The organism is Bacillus sp. SJZ110 (genome assembly GCF_006715455.1).
GTDB lineage: Bacteria > Bacillota > Bacilli > Bacillales > Bacillaceae > Bacillus > Bacillus subtilis.
The window spans coordinates 683407-708275 of the sequence record NZ_VFNF01000001.1 but is presented as its reverse complement, the minus strand read 5'-3'; the positions used below and the strand labels follow the sequence as shown (position 1 = coordinate 708275).

Genomic DNA, 24869 nt, shown 5'->3' with positions numbered 1-24869 from the left:
CCCGTTTTGGGATTTTTCTATGTCATTCCGCTAATTTTTCTAAATTGCCGTTCCGGTCCATTTTGAAGGACGGAGAGGCATGTTCATCTTCTTCAAATAAAACTAGCTTTCTGGCTCTGTTCATAATTTTCACCAAGGTTTCATAATCTTCTTGGATCGTTTTTTGGTCTTTTTCAAGCTTTTGAACTTCTGCCTCTAGCTGCTCTGTTTTGTTTTGCAATTCCTGATTTTCTTTCTTTAAACGCTCGTTTTCCATTTTTAATGCTGATGATTGTTCGTTATTGCCTTCGTAATTCTGCAGGAAGCGGATCACATCATTCATCGTCATCTCAGGCGCAGCTGCAGGCGTTTGAGGAGACAATAAGTGTGATAGACTAGCTAACTCTTCCTTAAAGCTTTCATCAACAAAAGGCATATGTTCGCCAGACATTAAAGGTTGCTCATTTTCGACAGAAGGTGTTTCCGTTTTAACCGGCTCTTCTGCAGCGGTTTCTTGAATGATTTCAGGATCCACGGCAGGAGGCTGATATAATAATCTTTTTTTCGCAGGCTGCCCGTTTCCGAGCGCTCTCATCCGCTGTTTTCGTTGTTTCTTCGCAAGCTGAAGCGCTTTTTCATATTGATGGCGGACCACTGCGTTCCATCTGAATCCGCAGGCTGCAGATGTCCGGTTTAATTTATCGCCGACTTCTTCAAAGGCGTTCAGCTGAGTGCTGCCCTCCCTCACATGCCGAAGCACTGTTTCGGCTAAAAGCAGATCGTTTTCCTCTGACCAAGCGTCTTGTCGCTGTTTTGTCATTTATCTCAACTCCCATTTTTCTTTTCATGGTATTAGAATGTCCAGGTTGGAAAATATTTATACAAATTGGCTGAAAGAATAGGAGATACGAAGGGTGGACCGGCTTGCAGGAACAGTCGAATCCTTGTAAAATGAAGAGTGATGTGATTTTTTTTGAAACGTGATTTTAGGTTATTCACATAGATGAACATAGAAATGAAGGGAAGCGTACGTCATGGCTAATGAATTTCGAGTGTGTGATGATTGCCAAGCCACTAATATCAAAACATTGCTGCCGCGTTTGAAAGAAGTGGACCCGGACGCAAAGGTTGAGGTAGGATGCCAATCTTATTGCGGGCCCGGACGGAAAAAATCATTTGCTTTTGTGAACAATCGCCCGCTGTCAGCTCCGACAGAGGATGAGCTGATTGACAAAGTAAAAAAGAAAATAAAAAAGTAAAAACATATTTTTTCTTAGCCTCGGCCCTCAGGTCAGGCTTTTTTGCTTCACAAGATGTGTTTTTCATGAAGATGGAACAAATCGCCGGGCAAATTCAAGGATGTTTTCAAAGAATAGAGTCGATATAATAGAAACACGGCTAAAAAAAAGAGGGAATGACGATGGCGTATCCAAATGGAAAATTATCAGAAGAAAAAGTGTTTAAAGATCCGGTGCACCGCTATGTTCATGTTCGGGACAAGCTGATATGGGATTTAATCGGAACCCGTGAATTTCAGCGTCTCCGCAGAATTAAGCAGCTCGGAACGACCTATTTGACGTTCCATGGGGCTGAGCACAGCCGGTTCAACCATTCTCTCGGTGTCTATGAAATTGTCAGAAGAATGGTTGATGACGTCTTTAAAGGCCGCCCTGAATGGGATGACAGTGAGCGCGAACTCTGTTTGGCTGCGGCGCTGCTTCATGACCTCGGGCACGGGCCGTTCTCGCATTCATTTGAAAAGGTCTTTCACCTTGACCACGAGGATTTTACAAGAGGTATCATTTTGGGAGACACGGAGGTTAATCAGGTGCTCAGAAAGGTGAGCACGGGTTTCCCTCAGGATGTTGCTGAAGTCATTGCCAAAACATATAAAAACAAGCAAGTGGTCAGCCTGATTTCGAGTCAGATTGACGCAGACCGCATGGATTACCTCCAGCGCGACGCATATTATACGGGCGTCAGCTACGGCCATTTTGATATGGAGCGGATTCTTCGGGTGATGCGGCCGCGCGAGGATCAGATCGTCATTAAAGAAAGCGGAATGCACGCTGTCGAAGACTATATCATGAGCCGTTACCAAATGTACTGGCAGGTCTACTTCCATCCTGTGACCAGAAGTGCAGAGGTCATTTTAACGAAGATTCTTCACAGGGCGAAGCAGCTGCACGATGAAGGCTATGTCTTCACTCACGCTCCGGTTCATTTCTATTCTATTTTTGAAGGGAAATTGACACTGGAGGATTATGTAAAGCTGGATGAATCTATTATTTTGTATTACTTCCAGGCCTGGGAGGATGAAGAAGACGTGATTTTATCCGACTTGTGCCGCAGATTCATTAACCGCCAGCTTTTCCAATACGTTGAATTCAATCCTAATGAAGAAATGTCGGCTTATTTTGAGCTGACTTCATTGTTCAAAGAGGCGGGGATCGATCCGAGCTATTATTTGGTCGTTGATTCTTCATCAGATCTGCCATACGATTTTTACCGACCAGGAGAGGAAGAGGAGCGTCTGCCGATCCATCTCTTGACGCAAAACGGCCAAATTAAAGAGCTGTCCAGGCAGTCGGCTATTGTGGAATCCATCTCAGGTAAACGGCGGACGGACCACAAGCTGTACTATCCAAAGGACTTGATTTGTGACGGCTCTAAACATCCGGAAGCGAAAATGAAAATCCGGCAGCTGCTGGGACTGACATAGAAATTGGAAAGAAGGAAAAAGGAGATGTCGGGAATTTGTTGAAAGAACATGCAAAACTGATGAAGGTGTTCTCGGATTCTGGAGAAATCATCGGGCGAAAGAAGCTGCAGAAAATGATTTATATCGCCAAGAAAATGCAGTTTCCTTTCTATGAGAAATATGATTTTCACTTTTACGGACCATATTCAGAGGAACTGACGCTCCAGATTGAAGAGCTGTGCAACCTTGGATTTCTGCATGAGGTGAAGGAAAAAAAGGGCGGCTACTTTCAATATCGGTATTCTCTGACTGAGACAGGCTCCGCATTTTTAGACCATGCTGATCTGGACATGCCGGATATGAAAGGCTATATCGACAGTGTAAACAGCCGTTCATCACGGTTTTTAGAGCTGGTTTCCACGATCCTTTACTTTGACGGGCTTGAGGATGAGGAAAAGAAAGAAAAAGTCTTTACCATCAAAAGCAAGCAAAAATATACAAATGAAGAATATGACGAAGCGCTTCAATACATAGAGGAACTGAAGCAGATTTGTTAACCATACCAAGCAAAAGAAATGAATCGTTTCTTTTGCTTTTTTTATTGACAAAAGCTGCTAAGAGATTCATTATGGATAATAGTTATCCATAATGAATCAGGAGTGAATAGGATGAAAATGAAATCAGGAATGGAGCAGGCGGTTTCTGTGCTGCTGTTACTGTCACGGCTGCCTGTACAGGCTTCTTTGACGTCAGAGGCTATAAGCCAGCGATTGCGCGTGTCTCCGTCTTACTTGAAGAAGCTGATGAGAACATTGGTTCAAGCCGGTTTGGCAGAATCCTTACCAGGGACGAAGGGCGGTTTTACCCTGACGAAGCCTTTGGCTGACATTACGCTTTATGATGTTTATCAAGCGGTCGAAGGCAGAGGTTCGATGTATCAGGGGAAAGGCCTGCTGCAATCTGTATTTGAGGGTGAAAGTCACTGTGTGCTGGAGACAGTCATGGGGGAAATCGAGGATAAATGGTCCAATCTCATGAAAGAAGAATCCTTGCAGCATGTCATGGACAGAGTCGGGGAATTGTATGATCTTGAAAAAATAGATGAGTGGGTAATCAAGCAAGTGAAAGGGCAATTGTAATGAAAAATAGCGGGTCTATACAAGAATCAACATCATCAACAGGCATATCCGTGCTGATCGTGCTCGCACTTGGTTTCCTCATGGCAACTCTTGATGTGACCGTTGTGAATGTGGCGATGGCTGATATGAAAAACACTCTTTCAATGTCACTTTCAGGTGTAACGTGGGTTGTGGACGGGTACATTCTTACTTTTGCGTCGCTTCTGCTGGCGGGCGGAGCCTTGGCTGACCGTTTCGGCTCGAAGACGATCTATATCTTGGGTCTAGCCGTTTTTGTTCTGGCCTCCTGTTTATGCGCTGCATCTATAAATGGGCAGATGCTGATTGCCGGACGTCTCATACAGGGAATTGGAGCAGCTTTGTTTATGCCAAGCTCACTCAGCCTTTTGGCTGCCTCTTACCCTGATGAGCGGGTGCGGGCGAGAATGTTTGGGCTGTGGGCCGCGCTTGTTTCCGCCGCTTCAGCCCTTGGGCCTTTTATCGGGGGCGTGCTGGTAGAGTTGGCGGGCTGGCAGAGTATTTTTCTAATCAATGTGCCAATAGGGGCTGCTGCGCTCATTTCAGCTTACCGAATCCTCAGCCGCGTTCCGGGAAAAAGCAGCCGCGTGAACATCATCGGGCATCTGCTTGGCATGATGGCTCTCGGGTTTCTTTCCTATGCTTTGATACAGGGGCCTTCAGCGGGCTGGCGCTCGCCAGTGATTCTTGCAGCATTTACTGCAGCGATTTTGGCATTTGTGCTGTTTTTGTTGCGGGAAATTTCTGCAAAAGCACCCATCCTGCCGGCGTCCTTATACAAAAACGGCCGCTTCTCAGCTGCCCAATTTATCGGGTTTTTGCTGAATTTCGCCCTTTTTGGCGGCATGTTTATGCTCAGCCTTTTTTTGCAGGAAGCAGGAGGCGCAAGTTCCTTTATGGCTGGAGTGGAGCTGCTGCCGATGATGGCGGTCTTCGTGATCGGCAATCTGCTGTTTGCCCGTCTGGCGAATCGGTTTGAAGCCGGTCAGCTTATGTTTGTATCAATGGCGGTCAGCTGTATCATTGCATTGCTGTTGTTTGTGCTGATTTCTCCGGATTTTCCTTATTGGCAGCTGGCGGTGTTGATGTCTGTTATGAACCTCTGTACCGGTATTACAGTTCCTGCCATGACAACTGTGATCATGCAGGCTGCCGGGCAAAGACATACGAATATCGCCGGTGCGGCGTTAAATGCAAACCGACAAATCGGAGCCTTGGTCGGCGTAGCGATAACCGGGGTGATCATTCATCTGTCCGCCACTTGGTATGCTGGTGCCGGGTTTACGTTTTTGATGATGGGAGCGGCATACAGCCTCGCTGCATTGCTTGTATGGCTGTTTCTGGCTGCCCATAACGGGACTGCCGCGTCAGAAAAAAATGTAAATCACTGATTGCGCTTTGTGGGAATATATAGTAAGATATAAAAAATTATTGAAACAACAGGCACTGATAAGGACACGAGATGCTTTTTACGGTTTCCAGAGAGGGAAGGACAGCTGAGATCTTCCTAACGCAGGGAAAGCAGCTTACCGCCTTTGAGCCGTATCGGGGAAAACAAGTATCTGATACCGTCATGCTGCGTTACAGCATCTTTAAGCCGATCACCATGTGTAATTGATCGGGAATTTGGGTGGAACCACGGATGATCAACACATTCGTCCCTTTTAGAGGGATGGGTGTGTTTTTTTATTTGAATTGAATACATGCGAAGAAAAGGACATGAATGATAGTTACGGTTTTCAGAGAGGGAAGGAAAGGTGAGAGCTTCCCAGCTTAGGAATATCATTTACCGCCTTGGAGCAGCATTGGGGAACTGAAGTAACCAATGCCGTCTATGCTGCGTTACAGCACCGAGCCGACAACATAGTATTTGTCGGGAACTTGGGTGGAACCACGGGTTAATCACACACTCGTCCCTATCTGTGGGACGGGTGTGTTTTTTTATGAATTGAATACATGCGTTGAAAAGGACACGAATGATAGTTACGGTTTTCAGAGAGGGAAGGAAAGGTGAGAGCTTCCCAGCTTAGGAATATCATTTACCGCCTTGGAGCAGCATTGGGGAACTGAAGTAACCAATGCCGTCTATGCTGCGTTACAGCACCGAGCCGACAACATAGTATTTGTCGGGAACTTGGGTGGAACCACGGGTTAATCACACACTCGTCCCTATCTGCGGGACGGGTGTGTTTTTTTATATATAACAATGAATAAGGAGTGTTCTAAAATGAGTAAACATGTACACATTCAGCTTCCGGACGGACAGATCCAGGAATATCCGAAAGGCATCACAATCAAAGAAGCGGCTGGTTCTATCAGTTCCAGTCTGCAAAAGAAGGCGGCCGCAGGTCAGGTCAACGGCAAGCTTGTTGATCTCAGTTTCAAGCTGGAGGAGGATGCTGAGCTTTCGATTGTCACACTCGATTCACAAGAAGGCTTGCAGGTGCTTCGCCACACAACAGCGCACGTGCTGGCCCAAGCAGTAAAACGGCTGTACGGCGAAGTGTCATTGGGGGTAGGGCCTGTGATTGAAGACGGCTTCTACTATGACATGAAGCTGGGGAAAAGCTTGGCATCAGGAGACTTAGAGGCCATCGAAAAAGAAATGAAAAACATAATAAATGAGAACCTTGAAATCAAACGTATAGAGGTTTCTTACGAAGAAGCTGAAGAGCTGTTTGCACAAAAAGACGAGCGGTTCAAGCTTGAGATTTTAAAGGATATTCCGCGCGGGGAGGATATCACACTGTACCAGCAAGGGGAATTCGTTGACCTGTGCCGAGGGCCGCATCTTCCTTCTACAGGGATGATCAAGGCGTTCAAACTGACAAGAGTATCAGGCGCTTATTGGCGCGGAGACAGCAAAAATGAAGTCCTGCAGCGGGTGTACGGGGTTGCCTTTCAAAAGAAAAAAGATTTGGATGCGCACCTGCATATGCTGGAAGAAGCGGCAAAACGAGACCATCGCAAGCTCGGCAAACAGTTAGGGCTGTTTATGTTTTCTGAAGAAGCGCCGGGGATGCCGTTTTATTTGCCGAAAGGGCAGATTGTCCGTAATGAGCTGGAGCGCTTCTCGCGTGAGCTGCAAACAAATGCCGGCTACGATGAGGTGCGTACGCCGTTTATGATGAATCAGCGGTTATGGGAGCAGTCAGGCCATTGGGACCATTATCGCGACAATATGTACTTTTCAGAAGTGGATGATACAAGATTCGCAATGAAGCCGATGAATTGCCCCGGCCACATGCTCATTTTTAAAAACAGCCTGTATTCTTATCGGGATCTGCCAATTCGCATGGCGGAATTCGGACAGGTGCACCGCCATGAATACAGCGGCGCTTTAAACGGAATGCTTCGCGTTCGGACGTTCTGTCAGGATGACGCCCATATTTTCGTTCGGGAGGATCAGATTGAGAGTGAGATCAAAGAAGCGATTCGGCTGATTGATGAGGTATATCGGACATTTGGTTTCGAGTATTCTGTTGAGCTTTCGACTCGCCCGGAGGATTCATTAGGCGATGACAGCCTTTGGGAAGCGTCGGAACGTGCCTTAGCACGCGTCCTTGAGGAGCTTGGCCTCTCTTATGAGATCAATGAAGGCGATGGGGCGTTTTACGGGCCGAAAATTGATTTCCACATAAAAGATGCCCTGAAACGGAGCCACCAATGCGCGACAATTCAGCTTGATTTTCAAATGCCGGAAAAATTTGATTTAACATATATCAACGAACTCAATGAGAAGGTTCGTCCCGTTGTCATCCACAGAGCGGTTTTCGGCTCAATCGACCGTTTCTTCGGCATTTTGATCGAGCATTACGGCGGGGCTTTTCCAGTCTGGCTCGCACCGATCCAGGTTCAAATCATACCGGTTTCGCACGTTCACTTAGACTATTGCAGAAAGGTGCAGGCGGAGCTGAAGCAGGCGGGGATAAGAGCCGGCATTGATGAGCGCAATGAGAAGCTGGGCTATAAAATCAGAGAATCGCAGGTGCAAAAAATTCCGTACGTGCTGGTGCTTGGAGATCATGAGGAGCAGGAGGATGCGGTAAACGTCCGCCAATTCGGATATCAGCAGAATGAACAAGTTCCTTTTCAGACATTTAAAGATGAGCTTGTGAAACAGGTGGAAAATCGAGGCATGTAGGATAAAAGCTGTGAATTCATATTTTGCTTTTTTGACTTTCCCTATTCGGAATCAGTAAAATAATAAGTAAATCATATCGTTCGTATGTTATGAATGCATCTCGAAATGGGGAAATTGACATGGACCATGACAAACTGGAAGCAAATTTGCTGGATCACGCACTTACAAAATATTTGAAAAGCACGAAGCAATTAGATGAAGCCACCGTTCCGAAACACGTGAATAATGTAAGAGGGTTTATTCTGCGGATCATATACAGACATGGGAGCTGCACCATAAAGGATATTTTGAAGGAGGTCACACTGTCTCCCTCTGCCACGACCACAGCTCTGAATCATTTAGAGCAGGAAGGGTTTATTGAGAGATCCAGAAATAATAATGACCGCCGCACTGTATGGATTACGCTTTCTGAATCGGGCCGGGGAGCGGCTGAACAAATGATCGAAAACCGCCAGCAGCTGATTGACGGCATGTTTAAACGTTTAACAGCCGAAGAGAAAAAGACGTTCTTGGCGATTATTGCGAAGCTGGCTCAATAGGGATAATAAAAGCCGGTGCGCGAAGCGCCGGCTTTATAGAGATTATTCCATATCGCTCAGGCGTTTGCCTGCGACGGCATAATGGTCTTTTCTCATTTCTTCTATAAAGACAACAATTTTTTCTTCAGAAGCACCGGTTGTTTCCTTTACGGCTTCTGTTACTTTCTCGACAAGATTGCGTTTTTGCTCGTCTGTACGGCCTTCGAGCATTTTGACAGTTACGTATGGCATGGGTGCTGAATCCTCCTTTATCTCGTTTCCTCTCTTTAGAAAAAGAGGCTTCTTATAGTATACTGAATAAAGTAAATTCTTGCATTTTGAGAAAGAGGGATATCTCACTTGGACCGTTTTTTATATTATCCGTTATCTTTAATGCCATACCTCGTCATCACGCTAATTGTGTCGTTTACGATGCACGAGCTTGCCCACGCTTATGTCGCATACAAATTCGGTGACGATACGGCGAAAAAACAAGGAAGACTGACGCTGAATCCCATTAAACACCTTGATCCGTTCGGAACCATTTTGATTTTGGTGGCCGGCTTCGGGTGGGCGCGCCCCATTCCCGTGAATAGACGCTTCTTTAAGAAGCCTCGGCTTGCCGGTGTGCTCGTATCTATAGCCGGGCCCGTCAGTAACCTGATTCTTGCGTTTATTGGTTTCTTTTTGTTAGTGTTGATGCATGCGTACGGAATGGAAATGCTTGCGGCGTTCAGCACGGGGCTGGATCAGTTTTTTTCTATTTGGATACAGCTGAATCTTGTCTTGTTTTTATTTAATCTGCTGCCGCTTCCTCCGCTCGATGGCTATCGAATTATAGAAGATCTCGTTCCGCCGGGCGTGCGTGCCAAAATGACGCAGGCGGAGAGCTACGGCTTTATCGTATTTTTGGTGCTGTTTGTGACACCGCTAGGATCTTACGTGCTGTGGCCGATGCTCAATGCAGGAAGAGATTCGATTTTAAAGCTGTTTTCAGCGATATTTCAACCGCTTTTGTAGGAGGTAGAACTTCATGGAAGAAAAAAAGAAAAAATCAATCGGGTTTAATATTATCAAAAGTGATCCGACAGACGGACACGGCGGTTTTGGCGTAGGGGCACTCAGCCTTGATAACATTTCTCCCGTATTCGTTGATGTAGAAGAAAAAGAAGCGTTCGTAGACATCGGCGCCATGCATGCCCGCAGCACCGTTGAAAAAGGAATTAAATTTCTCCCGAATAAAGAAGAAGTGCCGAACGGAAAACCATACTGGCTTGTGTGGGTAACGATTGACAGAAAAGAAGAGGGGCCTTATTACGCTGGTGTGACAGCCTGTGAAATGACGGTCGACAGAAGTATCAGAAGAGGCTACAAGTCGCTGCCTGAGCATGTGAATTTGATGGATAAATCCATGAAACGGAAAATCATCGTTGATAAAATGGACGACAGCTCGAAGCGTGTACTAGGCGAATTTCTGAAAAAGCATGATCAGGGCCTATGGGACCGTTCCTCAGATGAGTTAAAAAAGAGCCTGCTTCCGGAAAACAATTAATTTATGAATTTTCTGTGAATTTTTAAAGTATTTGAGATATTTTTCATAAACATTGAGTAAACTGGTGATACAGAAATAGGACATGGAAAATCCCGAGCCGAAACAAGACTCGGGGTTTTTCATTTTTAGGGGGATATGATGTTCGAAACCATTCGAGTCGGCGATTGGTTGATAAAAGCCGACGTGGAAGAAACGAGAAAGCAATATGAGAAAGATATAGAGGATATGTGTGAATGCGGTAACTGTCTTAACTATTACGAGGCAGTGAATGAACTGCCAGTCCAAAAAGCACAAGTATTAGAAAGTTTCGGCCTCATTCCGTCCAAATGCACAGATATAAATTATCATGGGGTAAAAGATCATCTGCACTTTTATATAGCGAGTTATTTTATAGTAGGCCGTATTGTTGAAGGAAAACAAGAATGGAATCCGAAAAAGATTGATTTCTCGTGGCATATTTCATTTTCAGTGCCGCAACACCAAATTTACATTCCTAAGGGTTTTCCAAAACCAATTATTCAGCTCGATTGTGTTACGCTTCTTCCATGGGTCATTGACCAACCATACGAATAACCCGGCCTCCGAGGAGCCGGGTTATTTTCAATGATGTCGCCCCAGCCATTTGTCCCACCACTTTTTCTCGGAAGCGGGCTTTTCTTTGGATGGAAGCCGGTCTTTTGTTTGTTTTGCGGGTTCTGCCCCGTAGCACACGTTTGCGGGTTCTGTCCCTTTCACAAAATATGTGTAATGCTTAGCGGCGCAGCCGGGACCTGATGAGTAGCCTGTTTCCGGATCAATGTACACACCGGTTACGCCTTTTGGTGGCTTGAACGCGGTTTCCGGTTCGCCTTTGAGCGCGTCCTCCATGAAGTCCGCCCAAATGGTTTTAGCATAGCTTTTTTCTTCGACCGAGTCGATGGTGCTGTTTTTGTCATAGCCGGTCCAAACACCGGCGGCCAGCTTCGGATTGAAGCCGATCATCCAGCTGTCTGCGCTGGTGGTTCCTGATTTTCCGGCATACGTTCTTGTCAGGCGGTTGGCTATCGTTCGCCCCGTAACCGACGTATATCCATTTAAATCGGTATCAAACATGCCTGTCATCATACTCGCTGTGACAAAAGCGGCTTTTTCATCAAGCACCTGTTTATGCTGATTCGGGTTTTCGTACAGCACGTGGCCGGCTGCGTCCGTTACTCTTGAAATAAAAGTCGGTTCGATTTTCTTTCCGCCATTTGCGAGCATGGCATAGGCGTTGACCATCTCAATCGGACGTACGGGTTCGGTGCCGAGTGCCAGGGACGGCAGTGCTTGAAGTTGGGCGGTAATGCCGAATTCCTTTGCCGTCTTTACAAGTTTGTTCGTGCCGAGAAAAAGATGCGTTTTCACAGCGTAAATATTGTCGGAAAGCGCCAGCGCCTGCAGAAGCGTAATCGGCTTGTTGGCATAGTATCCGTTATAGTTGCTTGGAGAATAGGTTTCTCCCTTTGCATCAATTTGAAACTCGGTTTCTTCGCTTTTCATCAAAGTGACTGGCGTAAATCCGCTCTGAATCGCTTTATAGTACAGCAACGGCTTGATCGTCGAAGCAGGCTGGCGCTTCGCCTGTGTCGTCCGGTCAAATGGGCTTTTTTGATAATCCCTGCCGCCGACAAGGGCGAGAACGTTTCCGGTGCGGGGATCAATGGCTGAAAACCCGACTTGAATGTCAGAGCCCGCGTTAACCGTTTCGGTAATGGTCTCCTCGGCGATGCGCTGCATCCGTTTATCTACCGTTGTATAGACGTTTAACCCGCTCGTTTCAATTTGCTCCCGTGTCATGCCGAGCTTTTTCTCCAGCTCTCTCATCGCATTGTCGTAGAAATAAGGAGCCTTTCTCTTGGAAACTTGTTTATTCAAAGGCTGATAGGAAAGAGGTTCCTTGATCAATTCATCCGCTTTCTTTTGGCTGATCATCTGCTGCTTTTCCATCATCCGCACAATCGTTTTCTGGCGTTCCTTGGCCTTCGTCTCATTGACATACGGTGAATAGCCGGAAGGGCCTTTCGGGATACCTGCCAAAAGCGCCGCCTCCGCATCCGTCAGGTTTTTGGCATGCTTGCCGAAATACAGGCGGGAAGCTGCTTCAATGCCGTAGGCGCCGTGTCCGTAGTAAATCGTATTTAAATAGCCTTCTAATATCTCGTCCTTAGAATAGTTTTGTTCCAGACGGATCGTATAGAACGCCTCATTCCATTTCCGTTTCCACGTTTTGTCGTGTTCAAGGTATAAGTTTCTCGCATATTGCTGGGTGATGGTGCTTGCACCCTGAACCTTGGCAAATGCTTTCAGGTCAGCAAGCGCCGCGCCGGCCATGCGTTTATAATCAAAGCCGTGATGATCGTAGAAATTCTGGTCTTCAATCGCCACTGTCGCTTTTACGATCGTCGGATTCATGTCCTTTAAGGGGATCCAATAGCGCTTTTCGCCGTAGTTCGTTTCCCCGAGCTTTGAGCCGTCACTCGCATACAAAATCGTGGATTGCGGCACTTGCACCGAGGGAGCGCCCTGGTATTTGGCTATCAAAATGACAGTCATAAACACGGCAGCTGCCGCCAAGGCCGCAAAAGTCCCTAAAAAGATAAAGGCGCGAACGGTTTTCAGCGTCAGTCTCAGCCGTTTATTTGTCATTGCATCCACAACGGGTTCCCCCTTTTTTTATGTTTCTACTATTATGAGAAAAAAAGATCGTTTTTAAACATCGCAGAACAGGACGCATCTTTACTTTTTCCCCGCCATCCTCTATACTTTTTCCTTAGGTGAAAATGAGATTTCAACCGAGAATAAAAGCTGATAAGACGCTTACAATAAATGAATACAGCCTCGAAAGGGAGATGACAATTGAGCGAACTTTGGTACACAGAGAAGCAGACGAAAAACTTTGGCATTACGATGAAGGTTAACAAGACGTTACATACAGAACAAACGGAGTTTCAGCATTTAGAAATGGTGGAAACAGAAGAGTTCGGCAACATGCTTTTTTTGGACGGCATGGTGATGACATCTGAAAAAGACGAATTCGTTTATCACGAAATGGTGGCGCATGTCCCATTATTCACGCACCCAAATCCGGAGCACGTTCTCGTAGTCGGCGGTGGTGACGGCGGCGTTATCAGAGAAATCCTGAAGCACCCAAGCGTGAAAAAAGCGACACTTGTAGATATTGACGGCAAGGTTATCGAATACTCTAAAAAGTTCCTTCCTTCTATCGCAGGCAAACTGGATGATCCGCGCGTTGACGTGCAGGTAGATGACGGATTTATGCACATTGCAAAATCTGAAAATCAATATGACGTCATCATGGTAGATTCGACTGAACCAGTCGGACCGGCTGTAAACCTGTTTACAAAAGGATTCTACGCAGGAATCGCTAAAGCGCTGAAAGAAGACGGCATTTTTGTCGCACAGACGGACAACCCATGGTTTACACCGGAATTAATCACAAATGTACAGCGCGACGTGAAGGAAATCTTCCCGATTACGAAGCTGTATACGGCGAACATTCCGACATATCCGAGCGGTTTGTGGACATTTACAATTGGCTCGAAAAAATATGATCCGCTTGCAGTGGAAGACAGCCGTTTCTTCGATATTGAGACGAAATATTACACAAAAGATATTCATAAAGCGGCGTTTGTTCTGCCGAAATTTGTGAGTGACCTGATTAAATAATGAAGGTATGGCGCAGGAGCGAATCTTGCGCTTTTTTACAGGAAAGCGAGGGTATTATAGATGAGATTTGATGAAGCTTATTCAGGAAAAGTATTTATCGCGAGCCGTCCCGAGTGGGAAGAGGCGGACGCCATTCTTTACGGCATGCCGATGGACTGGACAGTCAGCTATCGCCCGGGCTCACGCTTTGGTCCAAGCAGAATCCGTGAGGTGTCAATCGGCCTTGAGGAATACAGCCCATATTTAGACCGCGATCTGGCTGACTTGAACTTCTTTGACGCCGGCGACATTCCGCTGCCGTTCGGAAATCCGCAGCGAAGCCTGGATATGATTGAGGAGTACGTGGATAGCATTTTAGAAAAAGGGAAGTTCCCAATGGGTATGGGGGGAGAGCACCTCGTGTCATGGCCTGTCATTAAAGCGATGTACAAGAAATACCCAGACCTTGCGATTATCCATTTTGACGCACATACAGATCTTCGTGTTGATTATGAGGGAGAACCGCTTTCTCACTCCACGCCGATCCGTAAGGCGGCAGAATTGATCGGACCGCACAATGTGTATTCATTCGGAATCCGTTCCGGCATGAAAGAAGAGTTTGAATGGGCGAAGGAAAACGGCATGCACATCTCAAAATTTGAAGTGCTTGAACCGCTGAAAGAGGTGCTTCCGAAGCTGGCGGGCCGTCCGGTTTATGTCACAATTGACATTGACGTATTAGACCCTGCACACGCACCGGGTACAGGAACGGTTGACGCCGGCGGCATCACGTCTAAAGAACTGCTTGCATCCGTCCATGAAATTGCGCGTTCAGAGGTAAACGTAAAGGGCGCTGATTTAGTGGAAGTCGCACCGGTGTATGACCACTCAGAGCAAACGGCAAACACAGCCAGCAAAATCATCCGTGAAATGCTGCTTGGGTTTGTGAAATAAGTAAACATCCAGACGATGTCTGGATGTTTTTTATTCCCAGTCTTTACAAACATCAATCCACACTTTTGAGAAAGAAAATTCGGATAATTCTTTCGGTGTTAATTCAATAGCGGAGTTTCTGCTGCCGCATGCGGGGAAAACAGTCTGAAACCGTTTCAGCGATACATCAAGATAAACCTCAGGATCATGAGCCAATCCAAATGGGCAAACTCCTCCAATTTCATGGCCTGTCTGCTCCAGCACCTCATTAGGAGAGAGCATTCTTGCTTTAAAGCCAAATGTTTGCCTGGACTTTTTGTTGTCGATCTTGGCATCGCCGCTGCCACAATCAGAATCACCTGATCTCCTTCCCCTCTAAGGACAGGGACTTGGCGATTCTAGACAGGCTTACGCCGATTGTCTCAGCTGCCTGTTCAACGGTCGCACTCGACGTTTCGAACTCCGTCACATCATTTTCTCGATTCCATTGAGTAAAGTGGGTTCTCACACTTTTTAGAGACATGCTGCATTTCCACTATTTTTAAGATTATTGAAAAAATCATAGAATGGATTGGGAGACTGGGTAAAGAGGGGACAAAAAAACCGCCGATGGACGGCGGTTAAATCATTCCTCGTTGTGCAACTTCAATTTGGTGTGTAGGTGCATTTGCAATAGTTGTTGCCACGAACACAGTGCTTAGAGCCAGACAAAAGAGTAATAGTTTAGACTTCAATTTCATACAAACTCACTCCTCCTTGAATAAGTTGCCTTACTTGTTCCACCTTCAAAAAATAAGCAGAAGCTTTTTGAAAATTTTTACGTTCATGATAATATTTTGCCACATCAATAGCGAAATCTTCAAGATCAGCATACAACATTTTACTTTCGAGAAAATTAAAAAATCCTTGAATTGCTTCTTCATCCGGGCCTGATAAGTATAAAGATTTCAAAAATTCAAACTCTGATAAATATATTACATCTCCGGCCTTTTGTGAATAAGCCATTCCCTTACTATGATATTCATGAGCTTTATCCATTTTTCCTAATTTATAATGGATCTGTGTAATTAAAAAATACGCTTGAGGTAAGGAAGGAAGAATATTTGATTCTTCAAAAACAGCTATTGCTCTTTTGAAATAAGGTATGGCATCCTCATATTGGCTTTGGCTGTTTTTACAAAGCCCGATATTGTACAAAGTTCTCCCCATTAATTGGGGCTGCTTTTCAGCTTCTGCCATAGAATAAGCTTTTTGAAAATGTGAGATGGCATCCTCATACTGTTTTAAATCTAAAAAATTGGTGGCAAATAAAGAATGACACTGCAGCAATCTTATATTATAAGCTTCATGTTCTTTGTATATTTCATATGCTTGCCGTGCATAGTCCATTGAAAAATACGTTTGTTTCATATAGTAATAAGATTCAGACATCTTAAAGAAAAACTCAGCTTTCTCTATCCGATCCTTAACGAATATCAGCTTGCTTTCGGCCTTTTTGAAAAATTTAATAGCCGACAGATATTCCCGCTGGTCCAGCTCATACATGCCTCTGAAGAAATTAAAATAGTACTCAAGCAGACCAGTTAAACGAGCCTGTTTTTTATCAATCTCAAGCAGCAGATCAGACAGTCTCGGCTGTTCCTCAATCCTCATTTTTTCTAACGGTTCAAGGTATTCAAGCATTAGGTTGTGCCGAAACTCCATCAGTGAATAGTACAAATGAAGGTCTTGATCTTCTTCCATTTGATCCAGCTCTTGCTTGATTTCTCGTCGCAAATATTCTGCATCGGGTATGCTGAATCGGCGTATGTACATATACCATTCGTTAATCTTTTCTCCGATGGAAGAAGAAGATATGACACCTGTCACGTTTGCAAATCCCTCCCTTCATAATTCTATATATGTCATATTTTATCATCAACATTCTTGTGAGAAGCGCAAAAAAACCGCAATTTTTTCTTTCGTTACACCGCATGTTTGGAGATATATTTTCAAAAAGAAGCGTTTACCCTCAGCAATTTGTACAAGCAAACACGTTATTCTTCCATATTCTGTTATATCTGCGTGAGCAGTGTATGTCTGAAAAGGAAGTGAAGGAATGAGAAAAAATAAGCTTTCCTTTAAAGAAAAAGCAGGAGCAGAACAAGAAGAGTGCTTATGTTTTTGTGAGGGAGAAGTAAGCCGAGAAGCCATGTTTCAAGCGCCGATTGAATTACCTGAAGGATTTGTCGTTGATCCGGCTGAAGCTGTTGCAAACGTGACGTGGAATGCAGACAGCCTTTCTTGTGTCAGTGACCGTTGCTTAATTCAAACGGGGCCAGAGCCTGATGAGGTCGGTGTTCAATTTGCAGTGCGCCTGCAGGGAACCGTTACGCTACTCGTCAGTGTCTCACCTGTGCGAAATCAATATGGACAAGGGGACGGGGCTGTTTCCGTCATTCACAATGCAGAAATCGATCAAGTCGTCTATTATTCCGATGAACCGGATGATTGCCCGGATATCAGTGACATCACGATTGAGAACCTTGTTGTTGTTCCGCCGTTTTACGGCAGTCCTTTATCGGTGACGGGGACGATTGTGCTTGTACCGGAGCCGGAACCCGTCTACGCGTTTACAGCGAATCCAAATGATCAATCAGTTTCTGTGATTGATACAAACACCCATACTGTTGTGACAACGATTGCTCTTCCGTACAATCCGGCAGGTATTGAAATTACGCCAGATAAAAGCGCTGTGTTTGTCTTACATCCCAACAATAATGTGATTTCTGTCATCGATTATGACACATTAACAGTGACAGCAACTATATTGCTGGATCAGCCGCCTCGATTGATTAGATTTATCCCTAATCATGAGTTTGCTTATGTTTTCGCCGGTACTGCCATTTATGTGATTGGAATTGATACGTTGACTGTTGAGAGGTCTATTCCTGTAGAAGGTTTTGATATTGCAATTGACCCCAATGGGTTGTTCGCCTATGTTCTTAATTTTGGGTTAGTGCAAAAAGTGGACTTATCTACCGGTGAAGTCTTAGGAACGATTGAACGAGAGCTTATCGTATCATCCATAGAAACAGATTCTACGGAGCGGTATGCGTATGTATTAGAACAAGAATTCTTATTCAATTATTTGACGGTTATTGATTTAAATACGTTTACGATCAGGGATACCCAAGAGCTGGAGCCTGACGGGCTATATGTAATGTTTACGAGTGGATCAGAGGTGTATTTACATGACAGCTTCACTGGCAATTTATATTCTGTCAGTCCGAATGGAGCAGGTGTAATTGGAAATCTTCCGCAATCAGCAACAGACTATGCGTTTACCCCGAATGGCGATTTTCTGTATGCAACTCGTTTTATAGAGCAGAGCATCATTGTTTACAACACAGATGATTATTCTGAGGAAACTGTGATATCTCTTGGGGTTTCACCGGGTGCCATTACGATTTAACCGCTGCATGTTGTGCATTTCTAAAAGGACGTGAAATCATGAAAAAGAATGATCTTTCTGCTTTACAGGAAAATTGTTTCTGTTTTTGTGATGAGGAAATTAGCCGGGAAGCGCCGTTTCAAGTGCCGATAGATATCCCTGAGGGCTTCAAGGTTGATTCGGCAGAAGCGTCAGCGGCTGTTACATGGAGTACAGACAATTTGTCCTGTATCAGTGAGCCTTGCTTAATCCAGACTGGGCCGGAACCAGAAGATATCGGTGTTCGATATGCCGTGAGAGTACAAGGGACCATTACGCTTCTTGTCAGTGTGTCGCCTGTACGAAATCAATATGGACAAGGAGACGGGGCTGTTTCGGTGATTCATACCGAAGAGATTGATCAAGTTGTTTATTATGCAGCACAGTCTGACCGCTGTCCTGATTTTAGTCAAATGATAGTGGAAGATCTTCTCATTGTACCGCCTTTCTACGGCAGTCCGCTTACGGTGGCCGGGACACTTGTTTTACCGCCATCGCCAGACCCTCAATCATATGTGTTTACTGCCAATACTGGAGACAGCACGGTTTCGGTCATTGATGCAGATTTAAACACTGTTGTAAAAACAATCCCGTTTTCTGCTGTGCCAACTAATCTAGGCGTTACTTTCGATAAAGCATTCACGTATATCCTCCATGGAAATACCAACCTTGTTTCAGTGATTGATAATAAAACATTAACTATCATAAATACCATTACTGTTGGAGGAGGGCCGAGAAAAATCGAATTTGATCCAACAGATGAGTTCGCATACGTGATGGCCGCCGGATCTATATATGTGATTAACACGGCCTCTCAATCGGTCATTGATGTCATTCCGATACCCGGCGCTTTAGACTTTGCTCTTGATCCGAATGGACAGTATGTCTATACCGCTAATGGAAGCAGTTGGTCGGTTGATAAATATGATGTAAATACTGGGCAGTTGGTAGAAAGTATCATAGATACATTTGAATTTCCCAGTTTAATTGCAACTCCTTACGCTGGAAATTTTGCGTACGTATTGAATGGTGAGCTGTGGCCGAAAGGTGTAACGGAGATTAGTTTGTCACCATTAAGCAGGGGAGGGGACTTCAGCCGTTTATTTGAAACGCTGAGGACGATTGTATTTTCTCTCGATAGTACTAGAGCTTATTTTCTAGAGCCATATAGTGAACCGTTTCTCATTAATAACTTATATGTAGTTAATACGGCCAGACAGAGGATCATTGCAAACGTGTCTCTCCCCGGCGCTTTTGACCTCGCCGTAACGCCGGACAAACAGTATATTTATGCGGCACAGCCCAACGACAATGCTGTGACCGTGTACCGCACAAGTGATTATACAGCCGTGACGGTGATTCCGGTTGGCGCGGGTCCGTCTGCGATTGCGATGTAGCTATTTTATAGATCAAGAGAAGCGGTGCTGCGATAAGAGAATCGTTTATAAATAAATGATCCGATTTGCTGAATGGCAGCCAGGATAATCAGAAACAGCAGTTCACTTATAGAGAAACTGAGCATCCACCAAATCCCGGCTGCTGCCAGCACTCCCGCAAACACTTTTCTGAACAGGCTGCCGTGCCGGAAAAGCTGCCGCAAATACGTTCGCATGCAAAACAATAAATACAGGATCAGTAGCATCGCAAGTCCCATTGAAAAGGCAGGGGGCGTGTGAAGGCGGAAAGGGACGGCTTTAACGATTTCGAACATGCAGCCGAATATGAAGACTTGGCACAACACGGCAGCCATCACGTATGTTTGGCGGACGTTTTTATAGCTGTCACGCAGCGATTTGACGTCTTCTGCATATCGGCTGCACAAGTTGTGTTGCTGAAAGTCACAGCAGCTTTGATGAGACTGTGTGAGTTTCTGAAAAGCTGCTGTCATGTTTTTCACGGATTGGGTGACATAATGAAGATAGAGAAAAGCAGGCAGCATCAGGAGGGCAGCGGTACAAGCCAGCAGTCCGAGCCGCACAGCATCATTGTTGATCATCTGTACATATTGGGCGGCGGCTTCGGCAAAGGCCTGAACCCAGCCGAAGGAATAAGCCGCCATACCTATAAGCAGCAATAAAAGGGTAAAGACAGTGTTTTTTTTCATTGTCTGATCGCCTCTTTCTGAGAAACGTGAATGATCGCTTTGTTAGAAGATGCCATTGCATCAATGAGAGACAAGAAAACCTGCGCATCCATATCTTGAATGATGTGGTACATGTCAAGAAACGAGCAATCGCACCTGTCACACTCGGCTGCCCACTCGAAGCATTTACGCACATAATCGCTGTCATAAATGATCGCGTCTGTCAAAGAGTCCTTGCCGTATTGAAGCCAGGCGGCAACCTGTTCTTTCTTCTGTGTGACATAGTATGAAGCCACATCGATATAAGCTGAAGAATGGGTCCCTTGACTGTGAAGGATCAAGAAACCGCCATCCTCATATATATAAGTCTCGGCTGACAAGCGATCGATTTCCAGACGGTACGTTTGCTGAATCTCTTGAAAAAACGGTGAATCTAATTGAAATAGAATACGAGCCGCGATATCCCAATAAAGCTTTATCGACAACAGATCGTTTTGCCCGGGAAGTGCGCCGATCTGTAATCCGGTCCAGGTATCCTCCATCCGCTCCTCATCACCCAGCACCATTTTTTGTGAGAGGGCTGGAGGGCATGCCGGGATGATTTTTCTTTCAGCATGATAATCCGGACGCTTTTCCAGCTGGAGGTGAGGAGGCAAAAGCGTTTCTGTATTTTCTGAGCCCCCAATCAAAAACAGTGTCATCCGATGGGCTTGGTAGGCAGCCTTATAGGCTTTTTGTAAATCATTGATGTCCAGCGCCTCAATATCTTCGATTCTGCCTGCGGGGAAAACGGCAGCTGGTGAGGAGGGAGAAAGCATGCTGATCAGCTGATAATGATATGAGAGCTGATGGTTAAGGTGTGCTGTTTGAATTTCGCTTGTAATCACAGCTTTTTCCTGAGCGACAATCTTCTTGTCAAATGAGTGGTTCCATAAAGCATCAAGCAGGATGGGGATCGTTTGTCTGAGCCGATCCGGTAATGAGGTAAACATGAAATTGGTATCGGTGTAGGTAGTGAATGCGTTTAAAAGCGCGCCATGCGCAAAAAAATCACTGTACAGATTGCGGCCGTTATGCCAGAAGAGAAGATGCTCTAAAAAATGCGCTGTGCCATACGGAAGCAGTGTATCACCGGATTCTGCCCGTATACATACATCCCGGCTTCCAAAATCGATTTTTAAATTGCACAGCTGCAGGTGGGTGCGGGGGAATTTCAATCTGAATATTTTTAGTCCGCTGTCTGTGTATCTGATATCGGTTCGTTCATCCAGTTGTTGAAAAAAGGCTTTCTTTTCCATCTCTTCATCCCCTTACTACATGAGCTCCGATATAATTGATGGTCGCTATGAATTGCAATACATCACGGCATGTAACCGCTGAGATGCCATCCAGCAAGGCTTCTTTCGTGCAGGAGAAGCGGCGCAGGATCCCCATATAGGCCAATAGACCTTCGGGAGAATCGAATTGCAGCAGCAATTCATTGCGTAAAAACTGCTTTGCCTGTTCTAGTTCCCGCTCATCTGTATGAAAAGCTGAGACAGCTTCCAAAACGCGCGGGGGAATGTCTATCTCATGAAGCTGATCTGTGCATATTGAAACAAGCAGCAAATTGTTCATGACATCGTAACGGGTGATAACGTGATAGACTGCCAGATCCTTCTCTCTGAAGTGCTTGAATAAAGCGGAATGGCCGTACTTTCCCAGTAATCCGTCTATTAGCTGTATTTTGATATAATCGCTGGCATCTTTCATCTCTCCGCAGTCAAATCCGAGTGTCAAGACGGAAGGACCTGCAGCGCTGCGTGTCTCTGTTTCAAAAACATGCCGGTTTACGGGTATTCTTCCGGACGTTACAGCGGACGTTTGCGGGGCATGTCCCCGAACATCACATGCTTGTACTTGTCCCAATATGTTCAGCTGTTTTTGTTGGGACACTAAATCAACGATAAAGTCCGTTGCGTCGAGAAACCGTTTAGGATGAATCGCCTTTATCCTGTCTTTCCGGCCAAACATGCCTGTGCCGTACATCGGGTTTCCGAAGACCTCCTCAGCCAAGCGCGCCGCCGAGTAGGAGAAAGGATCAGTGAATTTCTTTTCGATTCTCAGCAGCAGCTCATTCCTGGCCTTTTCAACTGCTTCGAATGAAAGAGAAGAAGGGAAAGACAAGTCTGCAAAAGTTTTCAGCAGGGCGTCAACATGAAGATTCCCGTTATATAATGGGTGAATCAAACGGGTCCCGCAGGTTTTCAGCTGCTGATCAAAAAAGAGATTCGCTGAGTACATGAAACGGCTGCCGGCAGCACAACCAAAAGCGTCAATGATTTGCTCCTTCAGGTATGCGGCGGCGCCGTAAAAATAAATTGTTTCTTCCTCAGGTTCCGCCGCGCTTTCGATCGGTTTCAGAAAGCTCGCGGCGATTGAAATAGTTGAAAATTGATGAGTCTTCAGCAGGTTAACTTCCAAGCCGTTCTCTTTTGCTTGTATCAAAGAAACCACCATCCTGTTTTTGCAGGTAATAGACTATGACCAGACCGGCTATCGGAATGACCGCCAAGGATACAGCGGTGCCGGCTAATGTGGCTAAGAATAGGGGAAGACAAAACAAATAAGACCGATATTTTGAGAAACCGCTCCATAGCTGCTGCTCCGTCTGCCAGCTGAAGGAGGGCCTTTTTTCATCCGCAGTTAACCTGATAAAAGCTCCCGCCAGCAGCAACTCAATACACTGCAAAAAAGTGAGAACTGAAATCGGACGGCCGCTGATGAAACCCACAATCATCACGACAAGGAGAAATCCGCCTGCCAATAGGCCTGAATAAAAGCGATATTTCGCCCAAAACATCATTTTCCGCTTGATCGGAAGCGTGATGAGCAGCATCCGGTCATTTTTTTCAATCGAGTACAAAAGGGCGATCGGCGAGCAGATGAGCAAAAGCGCGGAAATCACGATATAAATCACTTGCTGATTGAAGATGCCGGTATTCATCATCTGGAACGAAAAGAAGCCGCTGAATACCGCCATTACCGCGTAATTTAACAGCATCGCTTTAGAAGAGATAAATCGGTTCCACTCTCTTTTGTAAAACGAAAATTCAGATCGCCGCATAAATGAATGCATCTTGCCCTGCTGCGGAGGCGCCTGCAGAAAGACAGGAAAGTCAATGATCACCGCCCACAGCATATGAACCGCGCAAAGCGGAAGCGTGGTGGCCGGCATCAAAGCGGCGCTGAGACATACACAGGCGAATATCGCCGCATGCAGCAGAAACATCAAGTTCTTCTTTTTGACGAAGTGGTTGCTTAGCACAACTCCGAAAATAATGGAGTAAACGGTAAAAAACGAAAACCTGCCGAGCCAAAACAATGTTTGCGCCCCTGACAGCGTTCCGTTTCCAAATAAGAACAGCGGTAAAATAAAAAAGAATAAAGTTCTTCTCAAACAGGTATCGACAAACAAAACGACACTCTGGGCGAGCCAAAAGCTCCGTGAAGAAATCGGCAGCAGGCAGCTCAGTTTCATATAAGATTCCTTCCATTGAGATGTCACGGAAAGAAACACCATATATGTGTTCATCAAAAGAAGCGCGAGTATGATATACGTTTTGCGCAACACCGATTCATCAATGCCGGCCTGGCGGATCAGCCCGATTTCAAACACGGCCAGAATGACAAGGCCTGCGGCAATGCGGATGGCGTCCTTTTTCCCTTGCCGGCTGTAAAGCTGTTTGAACAGCAAAGACATGATGGGGATTATGTTATTCATGGCCGATCACCTCGAAAAATTCCCGCCGCAGATCGGTCTCCTCTCCAATCGGAATGACCTTTTGGATCTGTTTGTTGTGAAGAATAGCCGCATAATCACAAAATCTTTGCACGACATCGAGCAGATGAGAAGAAAACAAAATGGTCCCGCCTGCTTCACAGTACTCGCGCATTTTCTGATAAAAAACCTCTATCGATTCCACATCCAAACCGACGAGCGGCTCATCCAAAATAAACAGGGGAGCGCGCAGCAATAAGCCTGTCATCAATACAACCTTTTGCCTGTTCCCCAAGGACAGCTCCGAAATTCTCCTGTTGGTGTATTTCGAAAAATGAAAGGCCTCGGCCAAACTGGCAAACTGCTGCTCTGAAAAATCCTTTTGATAAAGCGAATGGACGAAAGACACATAGTCCTTCGCCGTAATTTCTGTAAATAGCAGCGGGTAATCGGCGGCGAAGTAACGGTGAGTCTTCAGCTGATCTGATGTTTTCTGCGGCATGCCGGCCTCCGCTTCAATTCCGCACAGTGTAAAGCGCCCGCTGAAATTGCGGTTCACGCCTGTCAGCGTATTAATCAGTGTCGTTTTTCCGGCGCCGTTTACCCCAAGCAACCCGTAAACGGCGCCTTTTTCTAAATGTAAATCCACTTGTTCTAAGATGACGTTGTCCCGTTCATACCAAACGGATACATCGTGTATATCCAAAATGCTCATCGCGAGTCAGCCTTCCGCGCGCGCATCCCGAACAGAATGGCAATGGCAATGAAAATCAGCGTAAACAGATAATCGCTTTTGACAAAATAGACGACTGCGCCGATGACAAAGATAAATGAAAGGATATACAGTAAAATTCTTCTTTGTGCTGGTGACAAATCGTTTCCC

26 protein-coding genes, 1 pseudogene and 3 other annotated features are annotated in these 24869 nt (G+C 45.5%); of the genes and pseudogenes, 15 read left to right on the top strand and 12 right to left on the bottom strand.

Features of this window, described 5'->3' with window-relative positions; genetic code table 11:
- Nucleotides 1–22: 22 nt before the first annotated feature.
- Nucleotides 23–799 carry a prespore-specific transcription regulator RsfA gene (rsfA, locus tag FB592_RS03555; protein ID WP_003227516.1) on the bottom strand — a complete coding sequence of 259 codons (777 nt, stop codon included), beginning with the start codon at nucleotides 797–799 and terminating at the stop codon, nucleotides 23–25.
- Nucleotides 800–1013: 214 nt separating this feature from the next.
- Between rsfA and FB592_RS03550 the strand changes: the two genes are divergently transcribed.
- From FB592_RS03550 to FB592_RS03515, 7 genes are all read left to right on the top strand, one after another.
- A complete protein-coding gene (locus FB592_RS03550) occupies nucleotides 1014–1238 on the top strand; it encodes a YuzB family protein (RefSeq protein ID WP_003222050.1) in 225 nt (74 codons plus the stop codon).
- Between the two features lie 161 nt (nucleotides 1239–1399).
- On the top strand, nucleotides 1400–2701 hold the full coding sequence (locus FB592_RS03545) for an HD domain-containing protein (protein ID WP_021480900.1): 1302 nt from the start codon (nucleotides 1400–1402) through the stop codon (nucleotides 2699–2701).
- A gap of 35 nt (nucleotides 2702–2736) precedes the next feature.
- Nucleotides 2737–3237 carry a YwgA family protein gene (locus tag FB592_RS03540; protein ID WP_003227524.1) on the top strand — a complete coding sequence of 167 codons (501 nt, stop codon included), beginning with the start codon at nucleotides 2737–2739 and terminating at the stop codon, nucleotides 3235–3237.
- 111 nt (nucleotides 3238–3348) lie between these two features.
- Complete coding sequence (locus FB592_RS03535; RefSeq protein WP_021480899.1) at nucleotides 3349–3819, top strand: Rrf2 family transcriptional regulator; 471 nt, start codon at nucleotides 3349–3351, stop codon at nucleotides 3817–3819.
- A complete protein-coding gene (locus tag FB592_RS03530) occupies nucleotides 3819–5228 on the top strand; it encodes an MFS transporter (protein ID WP_041850405.1) in 1410 nt (469 codons plus the stop codon). Before FB592_RS03535 ends, FB592_RS03530 begins: the two co-directional genes overlap by 1 nt.
- A 46-nt stretch (nucleotides 5229–5274) precedes the next feature.
- Nucleotides 5275–5503 (top strand) — a binding site (T-box leader).
- Between the two features lie 33 nt (nucleotides 5504–5536).
- Nucleotides 5537–5758, top strand: a binding site (T-box leader).
- A gap of 31 nt (nucleotides 5759–5789) precedes the next feature.
- Nucleotides 5790–6011: a binding site (T-box leader), on the top strand.
- 53 nt (nucleotides 6012–6064) lie between these two features.
- On the top strand, nucleotides 6065–7981 hold the full coding sequence (gene thrS, locus FB592_RS03520) for a threonine--tRNA ligase (protein WP_032727078.1): 1917 nt from the start codon (nucleotides 6065–6067) through the stop codon (nucleotides 7979–7981).
- 119 nt (nucleotides 7982–8100) lie between these two features.
- Nucleotides 8101–8520 carry a MarR family transcriptional regulator gene (locus FB592_RS03515; RefSeq protein WP_021480847.1) on the top strand — a complete coding sequence of 140 codons (420 nt, stop codon included), beginning with the start codon at nucleotides 8101–8103 and terminating at the stop codon, nucleotides 8518–8520.
- 42 nt (nucleotides 8521–8562) lie between these two features.
- Here the strand turns inward: FB592_RS03515 and FB592_RS03510 are convergent, their stop codons facing one another.
- On the bottom strand, nucleotides 8563–8751 hold the full coding sequence (locus FB592_RS03510) for a 2-hydroxymuconate tautomerase (RefSeq protein WP_003222038.1): 189 nt from the start codon (nucleotides 8749–8751) through the stop codon (nucleotides 8563–8565).
- Between the two features lie 108 nt (nucleotides 8752–8859).
- Between FB592_RS03510 and FB592_RS03505 the strand changes: the two genes are divergently transcribed.
- From FB592_RS03505 to FB592_RS03495, 3 genes are all read left to right on the top strand, one after another.
- Entirely contained in the window at nucleotides 8860–9519 is a 660-nt protein-coding gene (locus tag FB592_RS03505) for a site-2 protease family protein (RefSeq protein WP_003243167.1), read from the top strand.
- A gap of 13 nt (nucleotides 9520–9532) precedes the next feature.
- On the top strand, nucleotides 9533–10051 hold the full coding sequence (locus tag FB592_RS03500; RefSeq protein WP_032727077.1) for a YwhD family protein: 519 nt from the start codon (nucleotides 9533–9535) through the stop codon (nucleotides 10049–10051).
- Nucleotides 10052–10189: 138 nt separating this feature from the next.
- Nucleotides 10190–10624, top strand: a complete 435-nt coding sequence (locus tag FB592_RS03495) for a hypothetical protein (protein ID WP_032727075.1) — start codon at nucleotides 10190–10192, stop codon at nucleotides 10622–10624.
- Nucleotides 10625–10651: 27 nt separating this feature from the next.
- On the opposite strand, the gene FB592_RS03490 is transcribed toward FB592_RS03495, so the two are convergent.
- Nucleotides 10652–12727: a transglycosylase domain-containing protein gene (locus FB592_RS03490; RefSeq protein ID WP_032727073.1), complete on the bottom strand. Its 2076-nt coding sequence runs from the start codon at nucleotides 12725–12727 to the stop codon at nucleotides 10652–10654.
- A 201-nt stretch (nucleotides 12728–12928) separates the two neighbouring features.
- Between FB592_RS03490 and speE the strand changes: the two genes are divergently transcribed.
- Nucleotides 12929–13759, top strand: a complete 831-nt coding sequence (gene speE, locus FB592_RS03485) for a spermidine synthase (protein WP_003227543.1) — start codon at nucleotides 12929–12931, stop codon at nucleotides 13757–13759.
- A gap of 60 nt (nucleotides 13760–13819) precedes the next feature.
- Entirely contained in the window at nucleotides 13820–14692 is an 873-nt protein-coding gene (gene speB / locus FB592_RS03480; protein ID WP_003227545.1) for an agmatinase, read from the top strand.
- 30 nt (nucleotides 14693–14722) lie between these two features.
- Here speB and FB592_RS03475 read toward each other — a convergent pair.
- The 3 genes and pseudogenes from FB592_RS03475 to rapF form a co-directional block, all read right to left on the bottom strand.
- Nucleotides 14723–15194 (bottom strand): annotated as a pseudogene (locus tag FB592_RS03475) (YbaK/EbsC family protein).
- A gap of 97 nt (nucleotides 15195–15291) precedes the next feature.
- Nucleotides 15292–15411: a phosphatase RapF inhibitor PhrF gene (phrF, locus tag FB592_RS03470; protein WP_085185514.1), complete on the bottom strand. Its 120-nt coding sequence runs from the start codon at nucleotides 15409–15411 to the stop codon at nucleotides 15292–15294.
- Nucleotides 15395–16540 (bottom strand): response regulator aspartate phosphatase RapF, encoded by a 1146-nt coding sequence (gene rapF / locus FB592_RS03465; RefSeq protein WP_038829812.1) that lies wholly within the window; start codon nucleotides 16538–16540, stop codon nucleotides 15395–15397. Before rapF ends, phrF begins: the two co-directional genes overlap by 17 nt.
- A 2-nt stretch (nucleotides 16541–16542) precedes the next feature.
- Here rapF and FB592_RS21245 point away from each other — a divergent pair, with 2 nt between their 5' ends.
- Genes FB592_RS21245 through FB592_RS03450 form a run of 3 tightly spaced genes read left to right on the top strand, consistent with a single transcriptional unit; the run spans nucleotide 16543 to nucleotide 19540 of the window.
- The gene (locus FB592_RS21245; RefSeq protein WP_072175635.1) at nucleotides 16543–16773 is read left to right on the top strand and encodes a hypothetical protein; all 231 of its coding nucleotides are present in this window, start codon (nucleotides 16543–16545) and stop codon (nucleotides 16771–16773) included.
- The gene (locus FB592_RS03455; RefSeq protein WP_072175634.1) at nucleotides 16770–18125 is read left to right on the top strand and encodes a YncE family protein; all 1356 of its coding nucleotides are present in this window, start codon (nucleotides 16770–16772) and stop codon (nucleotides 18123–18125) included. The genes FB592_RS21245 and FB592_RS03455 overlap by 4 nt, the downstream gene beginning before the upstream one ends.
- Nucleotides 18126–18163: 38 nt before the next feature.
- Nucleotides 18164–19540: a YncE family protein gene (locus FB592_RS03450; protein WP_141949271.1), complete on the top strand. Its 1377-nt coding sequence runs from the start codon at nucleotides 18164–18166 to the stop codon at nucleotides 19538–19540.
- Nucleotides 19541–19545: 5 nt separating this feature from the next.
- On the opposite strand, the gene albG is transcribed toward FB592_RS03450, so the two are convergent.
- The 6 genes from albG to albB are packed head-to-tail and all read right to left on the bottom strand — an operon-like array spanning nucleotide 19546 to nucleotide 24859.
- A complete protein-coding gene (gene albG, locus FB592_RS03445) occupies nucleotides 19546–20247 on the bottom strand; it encodes an antilisterial bacteriocin subtilosin biosynthesis protein AlbG (RefSeq protein WP_021480840.1) in 702 nt (233 codons plus the stop codon).
- Nucleotides 20244–21524, bottom strand: a complete 1281-nt coding sequence (locus FB592_RS03440) for a M16 family metallopeptidase (protein WP_141949270.1) — start codon at nucleotides 21522–21524, stop codon at nucleotides 20244–20246. Before FB592_RS03440 ends, albG begins: the two co-directional genes overlap by 4 nt.
- 4 nt (nucleotides 21525–21528) lie before the next feature.
- Nucleotides 21529–22689 carry an antilisterial bacteriocin subtilosin biosynthesis protein AlbE gene (gene albE / locus FB592_RS03435; RefSeq protein WP_072175642.1) on the bottom strand — a complete coding sequence of 387 codons (1161 nt, stop codon included), beginning with the start codon at nucleotides 22687–22689 and terminating at the stop codon, nucleotides 21529–21531.
- Nucleotides 22679–23989, bottom strand: coding sequence for an antilisterial bacteriocin subtilosin biosynthesis protein AlbD (gene albD / locus FB592_RS03430; protein WP_141949269.1), 1311 nt, complete (start codon nucleotides 23987–23989; stop codon nucleotides 22679–22681). Before albD ends, albE begins: the two co-directional genes overlap by 11 nt.
- On the bottom strand, nucleotides 23982–24701 hold the full coding sequence (locus FB592_RS03425; RefSeq protein WP_072175631.1) for an ABC transporter ATP-binding protein: 720 nt from the start codon (nucleotides 24699–24701) through the stop codon (nucleotides 23982–23984). The genes albD and FB592_RS03425 overlap by 8 nt, the downstream gene beginning before the upstream one ends.
- A complete protein-coding gene (gene albB / locus FB592_RS03420; RefSeq protein ID WP_003222006.1) occupies nucleotides 24698–24859 on the bottom strand; it encodes an antilisterial bacteriocin subtilosin biosynthesis protein AlbB in 162 nt (53 codons plus the stop codon). Before albB ends, FB592_RS03425 begins: the two co-directional genes overlap by 4 nt.
- Nucleotides 24860–24869: the final 10 nt, after the last annotated feature.